At 72.8% G+C, this 19,904-nt stretch carries 16 protein-coding genes; 9 read left to right on the plus strand and 7 right to left on the minus strand.

Translation table 11 applies throughout. The annotated features are described in order from the left end of the window. Window positions 1–11: 11 nt before the first annotated feature. The gene (locus PSQ21_RS16265) at window positions 12–992 is read right to left on the minus strand and encodes an alpha-ketoacid dehydrogenase subunit beta (RefSeq protein WP_007447173.1); all 981 of its coding nucleotides are present in this window, start codon (window positions 990–992) and stop codon (window positions 12–14) included. A 2-nt stretch (window positions 993–994) separates the two neighbouring features. Continuing rightward, window positions 995–2,155 (minus strand): pyruvate dehydrogenase (acetyl-transferring) E1 component subunit alpha, encoded by a 1,161-nt coding sequence (pdhA, locus tag PSQ21_RS16270; protein WP_274031245.1) that lies wholly within the window; start codon window positions 2,153–2,155, stop codon window positions 995–997. Between the two features lie 347 nt (window positions 2,156–2,502). Between pdhA and PSQ21_RS16275 the strand changes: the two genes are divergently transcribed. From PSQ21_RS16275 to PSQ21_RS16285, 3 genes are all read left to right on the plus strand, one after another. After that, on the plus strand, window positions 2,503–3,162 hold the full coding sequence (locus tag PSQ21_RS16275) for a response regulator (protein ID WP_274031246.1): 660 nt from the start codon (window positions 2,503–2,505) through the stop codon (window positions 3,160–3,162). Between the two features lie 90 nt (window positions 3,163–3,252). Continuing rightward, window positions 3,253–3,729, plus strand: a complete 477-nt coding sequence (locus PSQ21_RS16280) for a pyridoxamine 5'-phosphate oxidase family protein (protein ID WP_274031247.1) — start codon at window positions 3,253–3,255, stop codon at window positions 3,727–3,729. A 298-nt stretch (window positions 3,730–4,027) separates the two neighbouring features. Further along, window positions 4,028–5,059, plus strand: a complete 1,032-nt coding sequence (locus tag PSQ21_RS16285) for a phosphotransferase (RefSeq protein ID WP_274035796.1) — start codon at window positions 4,028–4,030, stop codon at window positions 5,057–5,059. Window positions 5,060–5,136: 77 nt separating this feature from the next. Here the strand turns inward: PSQ21_RS16285 and PSQ21_RS16290 are convergent, their stop codons facing one another. After that, window positions 5,137–6,726: a protein kinase domain-containing protein gene (locus PSQ21_RS16290; RefSeq protein WP_274031248.1), complete on the minus strand. Its 1,590-nt coding sequence runs from the start codon at window positions 6,724–6,726 to the stop codon at window positions 5,137–5,139. Window positions 6,727–7,063: 337 nt separating this feature from the next. On the opposite strand from PSQ21_RS16290, the gene PSQ21_RS16295 reads away from it, so the two are divergent. From PSQ21_RS16295 to PSQ21_RS16320, 6 genes are all read left to right on the plus strand, one after another. Next, a complete protein-coding gene (locus PSQ21_RS16295; RefSeq protein WP_274031249.1) occupies window positions 7,064–8,707 on the plus strand; it encodes a protein kinase domain-containing protein in 1,644 nt (547 codons plus the stop codon). A gap of 259 nt (window positions 8,708–8,966) precedes the next feature. Beyond that, a complete protein-coding gene (locus tag PSQ21_RS16300; protein WP_274031250.1) occupies window positions 8,967–9,680 on the plus strand; it encodes a hypothetical protein in 714 nt (237 codons plus the stop codon). A gap of 81 nt (window positions 9,681–9,761) precedes the next feature. Continuing rightward, window positions 9,762–10,388: a PadR family transcriptional regulator gene (locus PSQ21_RS16305; protein ID WP_274031251.1), complete on the plus strand. Its 627-nt coding sequence runs from the start codon at window positions 9,762–9,764 to the stop codon at window positions 10,386–10,388. A 230-nt stretch (window positions 10,389–10,618) separates the two neighbouring features. Beyond that, window positions 10,619–11,401: an ABC transporter ATP-binding protein gene (locus tag PSQ21_RS16310; protein ID WP_274031253.1), complete on the plus strand. Its 783-nt coding sequence runs from the start codon at window positions 10,619–10,621 to the stop codon at window positions 11,399–11,401. Then, a complete protein-coding gene (locus PSQ21_RS16315; protein WP_274031254.1) occupies window positions 11,398–14,253 on the plus strand; it encodes an FtsX-like permease family protein in 2,856 nt (951 codons plus the stop codon). Before PSQ21_RS16310 ends, PSQ21_RS16315 begins: the two co-directional genes overlap by 4 nt. Window positions 14,254–14,363: 110 nt before the next feature. After that, window positions 14,364–14,912 (plus strand): bacterial proteasome activator family protein, encoded by a 549-nt coding sequence (locus tag PSQ21_RS16320; RefSeq protein WP_274031255.1) that lies wholly within the window; start codon window positions 14,364–14,366, stop codon window positions 14,910–14,912. 113 nt (window positions 14,913–15,025) lie between these two features. On the opposite strand, the gene PSQ21_RS16325 is transcribed toward PSQ21_RS16320, so the two are convergent. The 4 genes from PSQ21_RS16325 to PSQ21_RS16340 all read right to left on the minus strand — a co-directional run bounded on the left by PSQ21_RS16325 (window position 15,026) and on the right by PSQ21_RS16340 (window position 19,833). Then, complete coding sequence (locus PSQ21_RS16325; protein WP_274031256.1) at window positions 15,026–16,018, minus strand: NAD(P)H-quinone oxidoreductase; 993 nt, start codon at window positions 16,016–16,018, stop codon at window positions 15,026–15,028. 31 nt (window positions 16,019–16,049) lie between these two features. Beyond that, on the minus strand, window positions 16,050–17,186 hold the full coding sequence (locus tag PSQ21_RS16330) for a potassium channel family protein (RefSeq protein WP_274031257.1): 1,137 nt from the start codon (window positions 17,184–17,186) through the stop codon (window positions 16,050–16,052). Then, on the minus strand, window positions 17,144–18,721 hold the full coding sequence (locus tag PSQ21_RS16335) for a molybdopterin molybdotransferase MoeA (RefSeq protein ID WP_397989289.1): 1,578 nt from the start codon (window positions 18,719–18,721) through the stop codon (window positions 17,144–17,146). The genes PSQ21_RS16330 and PSQ21_RS16335 overlap by 43 nt, the downstream gene beginning before the upstream one ends. Before the next feature lie 143 nt (window positions 18,722–18,864). Continuing rightward, window positions 18,865–19,833, minus strand: coding sequence for a DUF6457 domain-containing protein (locus tag PSQ21_RS16340; protein ID WP_274031258.1), 969 nt, complete (start codon window positions 19,831–19,833; stop codon window positions 18,865–18,867). Window positions 19,834–19,904: the final 71 nt, after the last annotated feature.

The following is a 19,904-nucleotide window of genomic DNA, read 5'->3' on the forward strand; positions in this document are numbered from 1 at the left end:
GAACCCTCTCCTCAGAACGCCAGCGAGCGGTCGACGGCGTCGAGCACCCGGTCCAGGCCGGGCAGATACTCGTCCTCCAGCCGGGCCGGCGGGTAGGGGACGTGGTAGCCGCCGACCCGCAGCACGGGGGCTTCGAGGTGGTAGAAGCAGCGCTCGGTGATCCGGGCGGCGATCTCCGCGCCGGAGCCGTAGAAGACGGGCGCCTCGTGGACGACCACGACCCGGCCGGTCTTCTCCGCCGACGTCTGGATGGCGTCGAAGTCGATCGGGGACATCGAGCGCAGGTCCAGGACCTCGATCGACTTGCCCTCCTCCTGGGCGGCGGCGGCCGCTTCCAGGCAGACCTTCACCATCGGCCCGTACGCGACCAGCGTGAGGTCGCTGCCCTCGCGGACGGTCACGGCCCTGTGCAGCGGTCCGGGGATGGACTCGGTGTCGACCTCGCCCTTGTCCCAGTAACGCCGCTTGGGCTCGAAGAAGATGATCGGGTCGTCGCTCTGGACGGCCTGCTGCATCATCCAGTAGGCGTCGCTCGCGTTGGACGGCGAGACCACCTTCAACCCCGCGACGTGCGCGAAGAGCGCCTCGGGGGACTCGCTGTGGTGCTCGACCGCGCCGATGCCGCCGCCGTACGGGATGCGCACGACGACCGGCAGCTTGATCTTGCCGAGCGCGCGGGCGTGCATCTTGGCGAGCTGCGTGACGATCTGGTCGTACGCGGGGAAGACGAAGCCGTCGAACTGGATCTCGACGATCGGGCGGTAGCCGCGCAGGGCCAGGCCGATCGCCGTGCCGACGATGCCGGACTCGGCGAGCGGGGTGTCGATCACCCGGTCCTCGCCGAAGTCCTTCTGGAGTCCGTCGGTGATGCGGAAGACGCCGCCGAGCTTGCCGACGTCCTCACCCATGATGAGGACCTTCGGGTCGTTGTCGAGGGCGAGGCGGAGCGACTCGTTGAGCGCTTTCGCGATGGACATCTTTTCCACGGCCATGGCTACTTGCCCTCCTCGGCGGAATCGGCGAACGACGCCTGGTAGGCGGCGAACTGGGCCCGCTCCTCGTCCACGAGGGAGCTGCCGTCGGCGTAACCGTGCTCGAACAGGGCCATCGGTTCCGGGTCGGGCATCGCGCGCACCGCTTCCCGCACCCGCTTGCCGAGGGTCTCGCTCTCGGCCTCCAGCTCGGTGAAGAACGCCTCGTCGGCGTGGCCGGACTTCTCCAGGTACGTGCGCAGCCGCAGGATCGGGTCCTTGGCCTCCCACGCGGCCCGCTCGTCGTCCGCCCGGTACTTCGTCGGGTCGTCGGAGGTGGTGTGGGCGCCCATCCGGTACGTGAACGCCTCGACGAGGGTCGGGCCCTCGCCCCGGCGCGCGCGCTCCAGCGCGGAGCGGGTGACGGCCAGGCAGGCGAGGACGTCGTTGCCGTCGACCCGGACGCCGGGGAAGCCGTAGCCCTGGGCGCGCTGGTAGAGCGGCACGCGGGTCTGGCGCTCGGTGGGCTCGGAGATGGCCCACTGGTTGTTCTGGCAGAAGAAGACGACCGGGGCGTTGTAGACCGCGGAGAAGGTGAACGACTCGGCGACGTCGCCCTGGCTGGAGGCGCCGTCACCGAAGTACGCGATCACGGCGGAGTCCGCGCCGTCCTTGGCGACGCCCATGGCGTAGCCGGTGGCGTGCAGCGTCTGCGAGCCGATGACGATCGTGTACAGGTGGAAGTTGTTGGTGCTCGGGTCCCAGCCGCCGTGGTTCACCCCGCGGAACATCCCGAGCAGGTTGGTCGGGTCGACGCCGCGGCACCAGGCGACCCCGTGCTCCCGGTAGGTCGGGAAGACGTAGTCGTCGTCGCGCAGGGCCCGGCCGCTGCCGATCTGGGCGGCCTCCTGACCGAGCAGCGAGGCCCACAGGCCCAGCTCGCCCTGGCGCTGGAGGGCGGTCGCCTCGGCGTCGAAGCGGCGGGTGAGGACCATGTCCCGGTACAGGCCGCGCAGCTCGTCGGCGCTCAGGTCGATGCTGTAGTCCGGGTGCTCGACGCGCTCGCCCTCGGGCGTCAGCAGCTGTACGAGCTGGGGATCGGAACTCTGCGGCTTCTTCGCGGCGCTGGTCCGCTTGCTGGCGCGTCGCGGTTTACGCGCGGCGGCAGTGCTCTCCACGGTCACGTGCGTGCTCCTCCGTCGGTCCGGCCCCCGGGGTCTGCCGGAAACCAGTGCGGCTCGCCTGAACCCGCGGCCGTGCACGGGGTGGGTGCCGGTCGGCCGGGATCAAGCGTGACAGGTGCCCCGGCGAGCGCCCTGTCATAGGCACGTTACCCAGTGCGTCGCAGAACTGCGAAACCCTATCTGACCTGCGATTTTGCTTGGATTTCCAAGTAAATCGAAAAAATCGCGAAGCTCTGCTGGTCAGGGCACTGGAAACAGCCTTGCAGGCCGCCGGAACAACGGCACGTTATCCCGCGGATCAGCGCCAGGGAAGAGCAGAGCGGAGACGAGTATGTGAGACTGCGATCGTGCGCGAAGATGGAAAAATCACGGTATTTCTGCTCGATGATCACGAGGTCGTCCGGCGTGGCGTCCATGAGTTGCTCTCCGTCGAGGCGGACATCGCGGTGGTCGGCGAGGCCGGTACGGCCGCGGACGCCCTGGCGCGGATCCCCGCGACGCGTCCCGACGTGGCGGTGCTCGACGTCCGGCTGCCGGACGGCAGCGGGGTGGAGGTGTGCCGGGAAATCCGTTCCCAGGACGAGAACATCAAATGCCTGATGCTCACCTCGTACGCCGATGACGAGGCGCTTTTCGACGCGATCATGGCTGGCGCGTCGGGATATGTGCTGAAGGCGATCCGCGGCAATGAACTGCTGAATGCCGTACGGGACGTGGCGGCCGGAAAATCCCTGCTGGACCCGGCGGCGACCGCCCGGGTGCTGGAGCGGCTGCGCGACGGCGGCAGCGGGAAGGGCGAGGACAAGCTCGCCGGCCTCACGGAACAGGAACGCAGGATCCTGGACCTGATCGGCGAGGGCCTGACCAACCGGGTCATCGGGGAGCGCCTGCACCTCGCCGAGAAGACCATCAAGAACTACGTCTCCAGCCTGCTGTCCAAGCTGGGCATGGAGCGCCGCTCGCAGGCGGCCGCGTACGTCGCGCGGCTCCAGGCCGAGCGCCGCTGAGCCGCCGCGCGCCGCAGGGGACTTTGGTCCCGTGCCACCCGGGGCAGGCGACTCTTACGCGGCCCCTACGGCCGGGGGACAGTGGAATCCATGTCCTTCGACGAACTCCCCGCGACCGGGACGATCCGGCGGGCTCCGGCCGGCACGATCGAGCGGACCGGGCCCCTCGAGACCGGGCGGGCCGAGCCCATCGAACTGCTCCGCCGCGTCCCGTACGGCCGCCTCGCGACCAGCATGCGGGCCCTGCCGTTCCTGACGGTGGCCCGGCACGTCGTGTGCGACGGCCGCATCCTGCTGCGGATGCACGGCGGCTTCGGCCACCACGAGGCGTGCGACGGGAGCGTCGTCGCGTACGGCGCGGACAACTACAACGACGCGGCCCGCGCGGGCGGCGGCGGCGACCTGTGGTCCGTGCAGTTCACCGGCCCCGCCGAGATCGTGCACCCCTGCCCCGAGCAGGAGCGACTGTTCGGCGCCCCGCCCGTCTCCGTCAACGGGGAGCCCTTCGCCCCGGCCTATCTCCGGGTCGATCCGCACTTCGTCACCGAACACACGCTGAACTTCTGAGGCGCCGCGGCATGGCGGGCCCCTGACAGCCTGGGTCCTCCAGCGCACCCCACCCCCGGGTACTTCAGCGCACCTTCGGGTCCCTCAGCGCGCCCTGGGTCCCTTCGCGCATCCCCGGGTCCCTCAGCGCACCCCGGGTCCCTTCGCGCATCCCGGGTCCCTCAACGCGCCTTCGGGGCCCTTTAGCGCACCTCCGGGTGTGACCGCAAGTCCGCCGAGCGGCCACGCAGAGTGATCTAACATCTGGTAAGTGCCGCGCTCATATGTCACTCGTCCACCTGTTCCCCCGGTCGGCGAGGTGCTGCGCCGTTACCCGAACGTGGGCGAGCCGCTCGCCTGCGAGCCGATCACCAAGGGCTTGCTGAACCACGGATACCGCGTCTCCACCACGAGCGGCTCCTACTTCCTCAAGCACCACCTCGACAAGAGGCATCTCGACGACGCCAGCGGGGAACGCGCCGCGATCGTGCGCCAGCACCGCGCCACCCAGCGCCTGCAGTCGCTCGGCGTGCCCGTCGTCCCGCCCCTGACGGACACCCGGGGCGACACCGTCACGGTGATCGGTGAACGGTGCTACGCGCTGCACCCCTGGGTCGACGGCCTCCACCGGGTCGGCTCCCAGCTGACCCTCTCCCAGTCGCGTCGGCTCGGAGCGCTCCTGGGGACCGTGCACACCGGCCTGGAACAGGTGATGGCGCCGCGCGACGGACCGCACCCGGGGAGCCCGCCCGCCCGGCCGGGGCACCGCAGCCCGGAGGCCGCCGACACCTTCGCGCTGATCGACGACCTGCTGGAAGCCGCGCGCGGGCGGGACGGCCGGGACTCCCCCCGCGACGCCTTCGACGAGCTCGCCGTGCACCGGCTCGTGGAGCGCCGCGCCCTGCTCGAACAGCACGCCCACCGTCGCCCGCCCACCCCGGACGGGCCCGCCACCGGCTGGGTGCACGGGGACTTCCACCCGCTGAACCTGCTCTACCGGGGCGCCGACCCGGTCGCGATCGTGGACTGGGACCGGCTGGGCGTGCAGCCACGCGCCGAGGAGGCGGTACGGGCGGCGGCGATCTTCTTCGTCCGCCCGGCCGGGGAGCTGGACCTCGCGAAGGTACGGGCGTACGCCCGCGCGTACCGGCGGGCCGCCGGGGCGGGGGCAGCGGAGCTGGCGGCCGCCGTGCACCGGGTGTGGTGGGAGCGGCTCAACGACTTCTGGATACTCCGCTGGCGCTATCGCCTCGACGACCGCAGGGCCGACCCGCAGTTCCCCGCGGTGTCGGCCCTGGCGGTGTGGTGGACGCGGGAGTACGAGGCGGTGTGCGCGGCCTTCACGGAGTGAGGCGGTTGCCACCACCGCGTGAGCCCGGCGCGCGCCACGAGGGCGCACGCCGGGCTCAGGGTCGGTGCGGTGGTGCGCTATCCCGCCGTAGCGCCGAGCACCGTCTCGCCGGGCGTGGTGCCCGTACCGCCGTCGTCGCCGGCCCCGCCGTCGTCACCGCCGGCGCCGCCCGGGGTGCCGGGGTCGGTGGCCGGGTCGGTGGGGCCACCGGTGGGCTCACCGCTGTTGCCCTCGTTGGTGTTGCCGTCCGAGGTGCCCGGGTCCGTGTCGGTCGGGTCCGGGGACGGGCTGAACGAAGGCTCGCTCGGGGTCGGGTCCGGGGTCCACGGCGGCGGGTTGGGCTGCGTCCGGCCGCCGGTGGAGGTGCCCGGATCCTCCGGCTCTTCGCTCTCCTCCTCCTCGGACGGCGTCTCCGAGGGCTTCTCCTTCTCGGACTGGCTGACCGAGGTGGACGGCTTGACCGGCTCCTTCTTCCCGCCGCCGTCCTGCGCGGCGTTGACGGCGAAGGCGACCCCCGCGCCGATCGCGACCAGCGCGAGCAGGACGAAGAGCCACATCTTGCCGCGCCCGCCGGAGCGCCGGCCGCCGCCGTCGTAGCCCCCGTCGTCCGGGTTGTACGGCGGCAGGATCGGGCCCTGCGAGGTGTCCCCGTGCATCGGGTGGCCCATCGCGCGGGTGGAGCCGGACATCCCGTGCGGCGGGGTCTGACCCCCCTCGTGCAGCGCGACCGGGCCGGTGTTCCACGTGCCCGTGTGGCCGCCCTGCACCTGGAGCATCTGCAGGCTGTACTGGACGAGCCCGCGCATCTCCTCGGCGCTCTGGAACCGGTCGTCCGGGTCCTTCGCCAGCGCGCGCATCGCCATCCCGTCCAGCTCCGGCGGCACCCCGTCCGAGACCTCGGACGGCGGCACCGGGATGTCCTGGACGTGCTGGTAGACCACCGAGAGCGGGGTCTCACCGGTGAACGGGGGCCGCAGCGCCAGCAGTTCGTAGAGCAGGCAGCCGGTGGCGTACAGGTCGGACCGGTGGTCGACGGCCTTGCCGAGCGCCTGCTCGGGGGAGAGGTACTGCGGGGTGCCCATGACCATGCCGGTCTGGGTCATCGTCGACTGCGCGCCGTGCAGCGCGCGGGCGATGCCGAAGTCCATCACCTTGACCGCGCCGGAGTCCGTGATGATCACGTTGGCGGGCTTGATGTCGCGGTGCACGATCCCGTGCTGGTGCGAGTACGCGAGGGCTTCGAGCACCCCCGAGACGATGATCAGCGCCTGCTCGGGCGGCGGGGCCTCCGCGGTCAGGAGCAGATCGCGGATGGTGCGGCCCTCGACCAGCTCCATCACGATGTAGGGGACGGTCTGGCCGCCCACGACGTCCTCGCCCGAGTCGTACACGGCGACGATCGCGTGGTGGTTGAGGCCCGCTACGGACTGTGCCTCGCGGGTGAAGCGCGCCTTGGAGACGGGGTCCTCGGCCAGGTCGGAACGGAGCAGCTTCACCGCGACCGTACGGCCCAGCCGGACGTCCTCCGCCGCGTAGACCTCTGCCATGCCGCCCCGGCCGAGCCGGTAGGTCATCCGGTAACGTCCGTCGCCGACCACGCCGCCGACACCCCAGGCGTCGGAGCCATCCGAAACTCCGCCGCCGTTTGCTTCGGAATCGGGTGCCATCAGTCCTCGCCGTCGTATCTGTCCGCGCGTCCGCGGGTTCTCACGGTGCTTTGCTGCATTGCAGCGTCACGCTACAGCCTCCGCCGGACACCACGGTTCCGCTGCGGCAGGATCATCGGACCGCCCCGCGCGTCCTGCACAGGAATGTGATGCGTTTCCTGTAACGCTTCCGAGACGCTTCTTGTGCGTAGGGTCACGGAACGGGCACTCGGCTTGACGTGTCGGACCCCTGCGGCAGACTTGGCGCGTAATCGCGTTGTACGGAACCGCGTCGCACGCAATCACGTCAGACAGATACACCGCGTGCGACCGCGCGCCGCCGAGGGGGATGCAAGTCATGAGCCAGGACGGCGCACAGGGCCGCTACGCGGGCGGAGCGGTGGCGGGCGGCCGCTACCAGCTGCGCGACCTGCTCGGCGAGGGCGGGATGGCGTCCGTATACCTGGCCTACGACTCCGCTCTGGACCGCCAGGTCGCGATCAAGACCCTGCACACCGAGCTCGGGCGCGAGCAGTCCTTCCGCGAGCGCTTCCGGCGTGAGGCGCAGGCCGTCGCCAAGCTCCAGCACACCAACATCGTCTCCGTCTTCGACACCGGCGAGGACGAGCTCGGCGGTGCGCTGATGCCGTACATCGTCATGGAGTACGTCGAGGGGCAGCCGCTCGGCTCGGTGCTGGCCGCCGACATCCGCAGCCACGGCGCGATGCCGGCCGACAAGGCCCTCAAGGTGACGGCGGACGTGCTCGCCGCGCTGGAGACCAGCCACGAGATGGGCCTGGTCCACCGGGACATCAAGCCCGGCAACGTGATGATGACCAAGCGCGGCATCGTCAAGGTGATGGACTTCGGCATCGCCCGCGCCATGCAGTCCGGTGTCACCTCGATGACGCAGACCGGCATGGTCGTCGGCACCCCGCAGTACCTCTCCCCCGAGCAGGCCCTCGGCCGCGGCGTCGACGCCCGGTCCGACCTGTATTCGGTCGGCATCATGCTCTTCCAGCTGCTCACCGGCCGGATCCCGTTCGACGCCGACTCGCCGCTGGCCATCGCGTACGCGCATGTGCAGGAGGAGCCGGTCGCGCCGTCCAGCATCAACCGGTCGGTCACCCCGGCGATGGACGCCCTCGTCGCCCGCGCGCTCAAGAAGAACCCGAACGAGCGCTTCCCCAGCGCCGCCGCGATGCGCGACGAGATCGCCCGCGTGCTGAACGCCACCGGCGGCCAGACCGGCGCCCCGATGATCGTGGCCGGCGGCGGGCCCGCCAACAGCGGCTCCGGCGTCGGCTCGGCGGTGTTCCCCCCGGTCGACCAGGGCGCTCAGGCGCCCCAGGGCGTCCAGACGCCGTACCAGCCGCACCCGCAGCAGCAGCCCCACCAGCCGGGCCCGTACAGCCAGCCGACCCCGGCGCCCACGCCGAGCTACGGCTACCCGCAGGCGGCCCAGGCCCAGGGCTATCCGGCCCCCGGCCCGCCGGCCCACCAGACCCCGCCGCCGTACCCGGTCGGCGCACAGCACTCGACGGCCGTGGGCACCACCGGCGGCGGCTCCAAGCGGAACATGCCGGTCGTCATCGGTTCGATCCTCGTCGCGCTGCTGGCCATCGGCGGCCTGATCACCGCGATCGCCCTCCAGGGCGGCAAGGACGACGAGGCGGGCAAGGACGGCGACCCGGGCACCGGCGAGGTGGAGGGGTACCGCCCGCCGGAGCGCAACCGGACGATGAAGGAGACGGAGTGCTCCGCCGCCTCCGAGGACTCCAACGACCCGGCGAAGGTCCGGGCGCCGAACTTCGTCTACAAGGACATCCTGTCCGCGAAGGCGTGCGCCGCCGCCGCGGGATGGACGATCAAGGAGATCGAGGAGAAGGGCAACACCTACGCCGAGGGCCAGGTCGTCGGCCAGTTCCCGTCCTCCGGCGCGGCTGTTTCCGAACGCGGCGCGCACTTCGAACTTCAGGTCTCCACCGGCAGGCCCTCCTGAGCACGGACCACTCAGTACAGATCACCACAGATCGACACGGACCGGCACGGACCGGCATGGAGCACCCAGCCGTCGCGTGAGGACGAGCGGCCGGCACCGACCGTCATGGGTGACGGGGAGACGTCCGAACGTGATCGTTGCGGGTCGTCGCGGATCGTTGCGGGTCCACAGATCTCCGTCCCGGACCGGTATCAGGGCCCGGTTTTCCGGATAACGCGTCCGGGATGCCGGATGAGGGGGCCCGTGTGACGCTGATCTCATGGCTCCAGGACTTCCGGCCGCATGGCCGTCGAGGTGTGCGGTCTGTCTGATGGCGGCGGCCGGAGCGGCGCTGGGGCCGCTGGGCGGCTCCGCCCACGGCGCACCGGCGCCCGACAGCCCGTCCCGCACCGCCACGCCCCCCGGGACATCGAGCCCCGCCGCCGCGGCACCCACCCGTCCCGCCGCGCCACGGCCCGGAACGTCGGGCTCCGCGTCCCCCTCGGCGCTCCCCACCGCCCTGCCCCTGTCGTCCGGCGCCCCGGCCCCCGGAGCGTCGGGAACCGGCCGGGACCCGTCCTCCCCGCCGGCGTCCGGGCCCGGGGCGCAGGCCCCCGCCGGGCCCGGGGCCGACTCACCGGAGCCCTCCTCCCCTTCCGCTTCCCCCGACGTGTCCGGGTCGACCGCCCCCCTGGCCGGGCGCGAGGCCGGGGCGGGCAAGGCGCGTCCCGGGCGTTCGCTGTCGCCGCTGGAGCCGGCGCGGGCCGAGGAGCCCGTCGCGGAGGACGGGCCCGAGGCCCCCCTCGCCGACCCCGTCGACCTGCCCGTCTCCACCCCGCCGCCCAGCGCCTTCGCCGATCCGGCGCCCCGGTCCGGGCAGGCTCTGGACGCCGCGTCGGTACGCCGGGTGCAGCAGGTCTCGCTCGGTACGGGCATCGCGCTGGTCGGGCTGGGGCTCGGCTTCCTCGCCTTCCGTATGCGACGGGCGAACTGAGCGTCGCACCCCCGGTCATCCCACGCCGAACCACGCCACCGAGACTTGCCAGGACGAACATACTCGGTATACATACTCAGTATGTCCATTCGCCACGGCCTGCTGGCCCTGCTGGAGCGGGGCCCCCGTTACGGGTCCCGGCTCCGCACCGAGTTCGAGTCGCGCACCGGCTCCACCTGGCCCCTGAACATCGGGCAGGTCTACACGACGCTCAGCCGTCTGGAGCGTGACGGCATGATCGTCCAGGAGGGCTCGGACGACGCCGGGCACGACCTCTACGCGATCACCGACGACGGCCGCGCCGAGCTGCGCAACTGGTTCGGGACGCCGGTGGACCGCACCAGTCCGCCCCGTGACGAACTGGCCATCAAGCTCGCCATGGCCGTGGGGGCGCCGGGCGTCGACATCCGGGACGTCATCCAGTCCCAGCGCCACCACACGCTCAAGGCCATGCAGGACTACACCCGGCTCAAGGCCCAGGCCCTGGCCGACGTCCCGGCCAACCGCGACGAGGTCGCCTGGCTGCTCGTCGTGGAGCAGCTCATCTTCCAGGCGGAGGCCGAGGCCCGTTGGCTCGACCACTGCGAGTCCCGGCTCGTCCGCCTCGCCGCGGCCGCCGCCACCGAGCCCGCCGCCGAGCCCGGCCCCGCGGCCACCCGCGGTCCGGCCCGCGCACTGGCCGGCCGCACACCACGGTCCAAGCGCTGACGCGCAAGCCCCACGGCTCGGGCGGGCGCCCGTCCCGGCAGCACCGCCCTCAGCACAAGCGGCGCCCGTTCGGTGCGCCGCCCACGGCACCGGCGGTGCCCGTCCCGGTACCGCCGCACCGCCGCTCCCTCGCACCGCCGCACCGCCGCACCGCCGCACCGCCCACAGCACAGGCGGCAGCGCTGCCGCTCCTGCCCGACCCACGTTGTTCCCAGGGGGAACCACCCGCCATGCCTTCATCCGCCACACCTCCGCCCCCGCCGTCCTCCGGGACGCCCGGCGGCAGCCCCGTACTCGAACTGCGGGCGCTGACCCGTACCCATGGCTCCGGCATCGCCGAGGTGCACGCCCTGCGCGGGGTCCAACTCGCCGTGTATCCGGGCGAACTGGTCGCCGTGATGGGCCCCTCCGGCTCCGGCAAGTCCACCCTGCTGACCCTGGCCGGCGGGCTCGACACCGCCACCAGCGGCCAGGTGGTCATCGAGGGCCAGGACACCGCCGCCCTCGGCCCCAAGGGGATGGCCGCGCTGCGCCGCCGCAGCGTCGGCTACGTCTTCCAGGACTACAACCTCATCCCCGCCCTGACCGCCGCCGAGAACATCGCGCTGCCCCGCGAACTCGACGGCGTCTCCGTGCGCAAGGCCCGCAAGGAGGCCCTCGCCGCGCTGGCCGAGCTGAAGCTGGAGGAGATCGCCGACCGCTTCCCCGACGAGATGTCCGGCGGCCAGCAGCAGCGCGTCGCCATCGCGCGCGCCCTCGTCGGCGACCGGCGCCTCGTGCTCGCCGACGAGCCGACCGGAGCGCTCGACTCCGAGACCGGCGAGTCCGTCCTCGCCCTGCTGCGTACCCGCTGCGACCAGGGCGCGGCCGGCGTCATGGTCACCCATGAGCCCCGGTACGCGGCCTGGGCCGACCGGGTCGTGTTCCTCCGGGACGGCTCGATCGTCGACCAGACGCTGACCACCGGGGCCGACTCCCTGCTCACCGCCGGAACCGCCGAGGCCGCCACGTGAGCCCCTTCTCCGGATGGCGCGCCGCCTTCCGCATAGCCCGGCGCGACGCCGTACGGGCCAAGGGCCGCAGTGCCCTGGTCGTCGCGATGATCGCTCTGCCGGTCCTCGGTGTGACCGCCGCCGACCTCACCTACCGCAGCGCCCTGCCCACCAAGGCCGAGGAGCTGACCGGTGAACTGGGGGCGGCCGACGCCCGGTTCTCCGCCACCAGCATGGGGCCGATGAAGCTCCAGCAGATGCCCGACGGCATCAACTGGTACCCGCCCGAGGGCACCCCGGACCCGACACCCGAGGAGCGGGAGCGGCCGGTCGACGTGGTCGCGACCTTCCCCGAGGGATCGCGGCACCTCACCGAGCGGAGCGTTCCGGCGTCGGTGACCACCCGCCACGGCATCACCGACACCGAGATCACCGAACTGCGCATCGCCGACCCGATGCTGCGCGGCCGCATCGAGCTGACCGACGGCGCGTACCCCCGGGCCAAGAACGAGATCGCGGCGACCGAGGACTTCATCGAGGCGTCCGGGCTCTCCATCGGCGACCGCGTCACCGTGCGCGGCCCCGACCAGTCCTACACGCTCACCGGTGCGGTAGAACTCCCCGCCGACCTGCGGGCGGACGAACTGTACGCGCTCCCGGGCTCGGTCATCGCTCCCTGGCAGAAGACCGCCGACGGCGACAAGGACATCCTGCCGCCCCAGGCGAGCGACCCGAAGTGGCTGGTCCAGGGCCCGCCCGGGGCGGGCGTGACCTGGCAGGACATCCTCGCCGCCAACGAGAAGGGCGTGGTGGTCAAGTCCCGCCAGGTCGTCCTCGATCCGCCGCCCGACTCCGAGGTCCCGATGGCCGGGACGGGCAACGCGTACGACACGGACACGGAGCTGACCGCGGCGGTCCTCACGGTGGCCGCCATGGCCGTCCTTGAGATCGTGCTGCTGGCCGGGCCGGCGTTCGCCGTCGGCGCCCGCCGCTCACGGCGGCAGCTGGGCCTGGTCGGCTCGTGCGGCGGCAGCCGGGGCCAGGTCCGGGCCGTGGTGCTCGCGGGCGGCGCGGTGCTCGGCGGGGTCGGCGCGGTGGCCGGCGTCGGCGCCGGGTTCGGCCTGACCGCCCTGTTCCGCCCGATGATCGAGGACTACGCGGGCAGCCGCTTCGGCGAACTGACCGTACGGCCCTGGGAGATCCTGGGCATCGGCCTGCTCGGCCTGGTCACCGGCGTCCTCGCCGCGCTCGCCCCGGCGATCGTCGCGGGCCGCCAGTCGGTCCTGGAATCGCTCACCGGCCGGCGCGGCACCCGCCGCGGCTCCCGCGTCCTGCCCGTCATCGGTGTCGTCGCGATCGCGGCCGGCGTCGCGATCGCGGTGTACGGCGGGGTGGCCGGCGACACCGCCTTCGTCGCCGGCGGATCCGTCCTCGCCGAACTGGGCGTCCTCGGCTGCATCCCGGTGATCGTGGGCTTCCTCGGCCGGCTCGGCCGGAGGCTCCCGCTGACGCCCCGCATCGCCCTGCGCGACGCGGCCCGCAACCGGGGCCGCACCGCACCCGCCGTCGCCGCCGTGATGGCGGCCGTCGCGGGCAGCATCGCCATCGCCACGTACACCAGCAGCCACGCCGCCGAGCAGGCGTACGACCACTCGCCCAACCTGACCCCGGGCACCGCCGCCCTGATGGACTCCGGCGTCGGTGACGCAACCGATCTGGCGCGCTCCCGGGCCGCCGTCGAGCAGAGCTTCCCGGTCAGCGGCGGGCGCGCCGACTTCGGCCGCGTCTGGGCCGGCAGCGACTGCTCGGTCTATTACGAGGAGGAGGACGGCTGCGGCACCCTCGAACTCGTCAAGCCCACCGGCAAGGGCCACTCCTGCCCGCTGAAGGGCAAGGGCGCCAAGGAGCTCGCCCTGCGGATCTCGGCCGACGAGCACAAGCGGCTGATGAACTCCCCGGCCTGCGTGGACGAGAGCTCCACCATGATCGCGTTCGGCACCGACGACGACAAGATCGTCATCGGGGGCCCGGACGTGCTCGACTCGTACGTGAAGCTGGAGGACCCGGCGGCGGCGAAGGCCCTGGCCGAGGGCACCCCCGTCCTGCTGAACTCGGCGTACGCGAAGAACGGCGAGGTCACCCTCAAGGCCACCCACACCTACAACGACCGCGACAAGAAGAACCGGGCCCTGCACCCCGGCAAGGCACGCACCACCACGGACCGGCTGAAGGTCCACGTCGCACCGGACCGCTACGCGGCGACGCCGGGCGTCCGGATGGTCCTGCCGAAGGAGACCGCGGAACGGCTCGGCCTGCACGTCGAGGACCACGGCAGCTTCTACACCCTCAGCCGTGACGCCACGGACGCCGAGACCCAGGCCGCCTACGCGGCGCTCCAACAGGCCGGGGACCGCGCATACCTGATGACGTCGAACGAGATGTTCCGGACGCAGGACGACACGATCCTGCTGATCCTCGCCCTCTTCGCCGGGGTGGTGACCCTGGGCGCGGCGGCCATCACGACCGGGCTGTCCAAGGCCGACGCGGAGGCCGACCTCACCACGCTCAGCGCGGTGGGCGCGCCCCCGGGCCTACGGCGCTCGCTCTCCGGCTTCCAGTGCCTGGTCGTGGCCCTGACCGGGGTGTTCCTGGGTACGGCGGCGGGGCTCGTGCCCGCGGTGGCCCTGCGGCTGACCGACCTGCGCGCGGCGCTGGCGGACATGCGGGAGAATCCGATGCAGTCGGCCTACACGCCGATCGTGATGCCGTGGGAGACCGTCGGGCTGCTGGCCCTGGTCGTCCCGGTCCTCGCCGGGCTCCTGGCCGCCGGCCTCACCAGCTCCCGGCTGACCCTGGCCCGGCGCGCGGGGTGACAGGGCCTTCCGGCGCTCCCGGAAGGCTTCCGGTGCCCCCGAAGACGGTGGATCATCCGTTTCCGGGGGCACCAACGTGGGGTACGGCACGTGTGCGAGACAATGGCGGCATGGAAATGCCGAGGAATGACCGGTCGCAGGAGCACCCGCAGGTCCTTGTCGTGGGCCAGGACGGAATGGCTATCGGCGGCGGTGCCAGTGACGACGAGTCGCGCGAGGTCCCGGTGACGGAAATGGTGGAACAGCCCGCGAAGGTCATGCGCATCGGCAGCATGATCAAGCAGCTTCTGGAGGAGGTCAGGGCGGCTCCTCTCGACGAGGCGAGCCGGGTCAGGCTCAAGGAGATCCACGCCAGCTCCGTGAAGGAGCTGGAGGACGGTCTGGCCCCCGAGCTGGTCGAGGAGCTGGAGCGGATCTCGCTGCCGTTCACCGAGGAGTCGGTGCCCTCCGAGGCCGAGCTGCGGATCGCCCAGGCACAGCTCGTGGGCTGGCTGGAGGGCCTCTTCCACGGCATCCAGACGGCGCTGTTCGCGCAGCAGATGGCGGCCCGCGCCCAGCTGGAGCAGATGCGCCGCGCCCTGCCGCCCGGCTCGGGCCACGAGGACGAGGAAGGCGGGGCGGACCCGCACGGCCCGATCCGTTCGGGCCCGTATCTGTAACCCCGTATCCGCCTCCTGAAGTCCGAGAACGGCCATGACGAGGGGCCCGGCACACACCGTGATGTGTGTGCCGGGCCCCTCGTCGTGGCGTTCACCGGTGACGGTTCACGGGGTCAGGTGCCGGCCGACGGCGCGAGAAGCAGCACCTTCCCGATGTGCGCGCTGGACTCCAGCACCCGGTGCGCCTCGGCGGCGTCCGGCATCGGCAGCGCCCGGTCCACCACCGGCCGGACCACCCCGCCGTCGATCAGCGGCCACACGTGCTCACGTACGGCGGCGACGATGGCGGCCTTCTCGTGGAGCGGGCGGCCCCGCAGCGAGGTCGCGGTGACGGCGGCCCGCTTGGTCAGCAGGGCGCCGAGATTCAGCTCGCCCTTGGCGCCGCCCTGGAGCCCGATGATCGCGAGGCGGCCGTTGACGGCGAGCGCCGCGACGTTCCGCTCCAGGTACTTGGCCCCGATGAGGTCCAGGATGACGTCGGCCCCCGCCCCCGCGGTGTTCTCCCGCAGCTCCTCGACGAAGTCCTGCTCGCGGTAGTTGATGAGGATGTCCGCCCCCAGCTCGGCGCATCGGGCGAGCTTCTCCGGGCTGCCCGCCGTGACCGCGACCCGGGCGCCGACCGCCTTCGCCAGCTGGATCGCCATCGTGCCGATGCCGCTGGAGCCGCCGTGGACGAGGAAGGTCTCGCCGGGGCGGAGGTGGGACACCATGAAGACGTTGGACCACACCGTCGCGGTGACTTCGGGGAGCGCCGCGGCCTCCACCAGGTCGACGCCCTCCGGTACGGGGAGGAGCTGCCCCGCCGGTACGGCGACCTTCTCCGCGTAGCCGCCGCCCGCCAGCAGCGCGCACACGGCGTCGCCGACCGCCCAGCCGGTCACCCCGGGACCGAGTGCGAGGACGCGGCCCGCACACTCCAGGCCGGGGTAGGGGGACGCACCGGGCGGCGGGTTGTAGAAGCCCTGCCGCTGGAGCACGTCGGCGCGGTTCACGGCGGAGGCGACGACCTCGACGAGGACCTCGCCGTCGCCGGGTACGGGATCGGGCACCTCGGCCCACACGAGCGCCTCGGGGCCGCCGGGTTCGGGAATCGTGATCGCATGCATGGCCGCGAGGCTACTCCGGCACGGCGTGCGTTCAGGGGCGCGGCGGCATCGAGTTCTTCGGCGCGGAGGTGGAGCTGGGGCTCTTCCGCACGATGGTGATGACCCGGTCCGTCAGCTGCAACGGGCTGGCCGCCGGGTCGTCGTAGCCGAGCAGCCGGTGCCCGCGCAGGACGCTGACGACGAGGTCGTCCGTCTCCCGTACGTTCTTGCCCACCTCGGCCTTTATGACCGGCCGTTCCACCAGGTCGAGACCGCTGCCCTGCTGGATCAGGTCCTCCATCACGGTGCCCGCGCTGGGGCTGAGGACGGAGAGCCCGAGCAGCCGCCCGGCGGCGCTGGCGCTGGTGATGACGGCGTCGGCACCGGACTGGCGCAACAGGGGAGCGTTCTCCTCCTCGCGCACCGCCGCCACGATCTTCGCCCCCCGGTTCAGCTGACGCGCGGTCAGGGCCACCAGGACGGCGGTGTCGTCGCGCTGGGTGGCGATGATGATCTGACGCGCCTTCTGGAGCTCGGCGCGCAACAGGACATCGCTGCGGGTGGCGTCACCGAGCACACCGGTGAAGCCTTCGGCGTTGGCGGCCTCGATCACTTTGGAAGCCGGATCGACGATGACGATCTGCTCCTTCCGCAGGCCGGTGGCGCAGAGGGTCAGGATCGCCGAGCGGCCCTTCGTACCGAAGCCGACGACGACGGTGTGGTCACGCAAGTTGGATCTCCAACGCTTCAGCCGGAAGTCCTCCCGGGTCCGTTCCGTGAGGACTTCCAGGGTGGTACCGACCAGGATGATCAGGAAGAGGACACGCAGCGGTGTCACGAGCACCACGTTGATCAGCCTGGCCCCGTCGCTGAACGGCGTGATGTCGCCGTACCCGGTGGTGGAGAGGGTGACCGTCGCGTAGTAGACCGCGTCGAGCAGATCGACCTTGCCGTCGGCGTTGTCGTTGTAGCCGTTGCGGTCGAGCCAGACGATCAGCACGGTCGCGGTCAGCACGAGCAGCGCCATCAGCAGACGCTTGGCGACCTGGCGGGCCGGGCCGACGACGACTCGGCGGGGGAGCATCACCCTGGTCGGCACGACCAGTTCCTCCGCTTGCCTGGCCATCGCATCGTGGCCGGGAAGTTTCACGTGAAACACCCTTCCGTCCACGGCGTCGCCGGGGCCCATGGGAGATCCAGAATCTCCACCTCGGTGCCGGACCGTACCCCGCCCGGCACCACCACGGCCAGCCCGTCCGCCGCGGCGATGCCCCGCAGCATGGCGGGCCCGTTGTAGCGCAGCGGAGCGACATGGTCCCGGCCGCCCGGGCGCCCCGCGCGGTGGACCACGGGGACGAGGCGGGTGTCGTGCGGATGCCCGTGCACCTCGGCGTGGACGAGAGCCCGGTACGCGTCCTGCGCGGGTCGGCCCGCAAGGCCCGCGAGCAGCGGCTCCGCGAGCGTCAGCAGACCCGAAACGGCCGCGAGCGGATTGCCGGGCAGCCCGACCAGATACGGCCCGTCCGGCGGACCCTGCGCCGGTCCGGCGGCCGGCAGCCGCGCCAGCAGCATGGGGTGGCCGGGGCGGACCGCGGCTCCGTCCACCAGCAGTACGGCCCCGAGAGCGTCGAGGACCGGGTGCACATGGTCCACCGGGCCGGAGGCGGTGCCGCCGGTGGTGACGATCAGGTCGGCGTCGGAGGCGGTGAGGGCGTCACGCAGCGCCCCGGCGTCGTCCCCGAGGCGGCGGGGCCCGGAGACCTCGGCGCCCAGGGCCCGTAGCCAGGGGCCGAGCATCGGGCCGAGGGCATCCCGGATCAGCCCGTCGCGCGGCAGGCCGGAGGCGAGCAGTTCGTCGCCGAGGACCAGGATGTCGACGCGCGGGCGGGGCACGACGGGCAGCGCGTCGTACCCGGCGGCCGCGGCCAGACCGAGCACGGCCGGGGTCACTACCGTCCCGGCCGGGACGAGCTGCTCGCCCGAACGGCACTCCTGGCCCCGGGGCCTGATGTCCTGCCCGGCGACCACGGGCCGACTGGCGTGCAGCAGCCCCCTGGCCTCGTCGGCGTGCGCGTGCTCGCTGCGGAGGACCGCCGTGGTGTCGGGCGGTACGCGGGCGCCGGTGGCGATCCGCACGGCGGTGCCGTCGGGCAGGGGGGTGGCCGGGCCGCGTCCGGCGAGGAGCCCCGCCCCGGCCTCGAACGCCCAGGGCCCCGGCCCGGCGACCGCCCAGCCGTCCATGGCCGAGGTGTCGAAGGACGGCAGATCGGTCAGCGCGCCGAGCGCCTCGGCCAGCACATGGCCCAGCGCTCGGTCGAGCGGCAGCCGGATCGTCGCGAGCGGACCGGCCCGCCCGGCGCGCGCCGCGACCGCCCGCGCCCGGTCCCAGGAGAGGGGCGGGGCCGGGGGTGGTGTCGGCGGCGGGGCGGAGGACGGGAAACGGCTTACGGGCCGGTCCTGCGAGGCGGGGGTTTCCGGCGGGGCCTCCGTGGGATCCCCCGAGTTGCCGCCGGGGCCGCCGTTCAGGCCCCCGCCGGGAGCGTCCCCTCTGGTGCCCGGACGCCGGCCCGACCCGCTGACCAGGGCAAGCGCCTGCTCGACGGCCCGCTCCTCCTCGTCGAGTGCGAGGTCGCTCCCGCGTCGGGCCGAGGCGGGATCGCGCGCGGGGACGCCGGAGCCGAACAGGTCGGGCACGGAGCCGAAGGCGTCGGTGGAGTCGGACACGGGGCGCGCGGGGTCATGAACGGGGCCGGTGGGTCCGGTGGGGCCGCGTAGAGGGCCGGTGGGGCCGGTGGGGTCATGTACCGGGCCGAGTGGGCCATGTACGGGCCCGGTGGGGTCGGTGGGGCCACTCCGGTCGGGGTCGGTCATGGCGTCCCGGTCCCCTCGCGGCCCCCGTCGGGCTTCGACCCGCCCGCCTCGTCGCCCCTCGTACCCGCCTCCGCTACGTCCTCCGCTTCCGCCCCCGGTCCCGGCGCCGCTTCCGCCGCCGCTTCCGCTTCCCAGCGCAGAGCCAGAGCGGTGGCCTTGCGAGCGGCCTCCGCCACCGCTGCCGCGGCCTCGTCGGGCCCCGCGCCGGCGCTCGCCCTGGCCGCCGCGTACCCGACCAGGAAGGTCGTGAGCGGTGCGGCGGGACGGGCGACTCCGTGCGCGGCGTCACGGGCGAGGTCGAGCAGGGCACCGGTATCGACGTCGAGTTCGATTCCCAGTTCGTTCTTGACCGAGGTGATCCATTCGTCCAGCACGGCCCCATGCTCTCTGATCCGGGCTCTGGCGGCGGCGATGTCGTCCCAAGTGTCGCAGTCGAACGCGGCGTCGGGGCCCGCGTCGACCCGGGCGAGATCCAGCTCCGCCGTCAGAAGCCGGAGGGGCAGACCGGCGAGGCTCCCGTACTCCGTGGCGACCAGGGCCAGCTCGCGGCGGAGCGGCTCGGCGCGGTAGACGGCCACCAGCGGCTGGTCACGCCCGTCGGGGTCGGTGCACAGGGCCCCTTCCCGGCCGGGTTCCCCGGCGGCGCCGAGCAACGCCGCGACCGTCCCGGGGCCGAGGAACGGAAGGTCGGCGGAGAGGACGAGAACGCGCTCCGCCGTAGTCAGCCGCAGCCCCGCCCCCAGCGCCGCCAACGGGCCGCCGCCCTCGGGCACTTCCCGGGTCCAGACGACCGGGCGCACGGTGGCACGGCGACCGCCCACCACGACGGTGCGTGCCGCGCCGTCGCACGCCGCGAGCACCCGGTCGAGCAGCGCCCGGCCGCCCACCCGGACTCCTGGCTTGTCGGCGCCGCCGAGCCGCTTCGCGGCCCCGCCGGCAAGGACGATCACGTCATAGGCGGTCATGCGTCGAGTATGGGCGGGGGCCCGGAGCGACGCCCCCGCCGGGGTGGCCGGAAGACCCGGTCCCGGAGGGG

Source organism: Streptomyces sp. MMBL 11-1 (assembly GCF_028622875.1).
GTDB lineage: Bacteria > Actinomycetota > Actinomycetes > Streptomycetales > Streptomycetaceae > Streptomyces.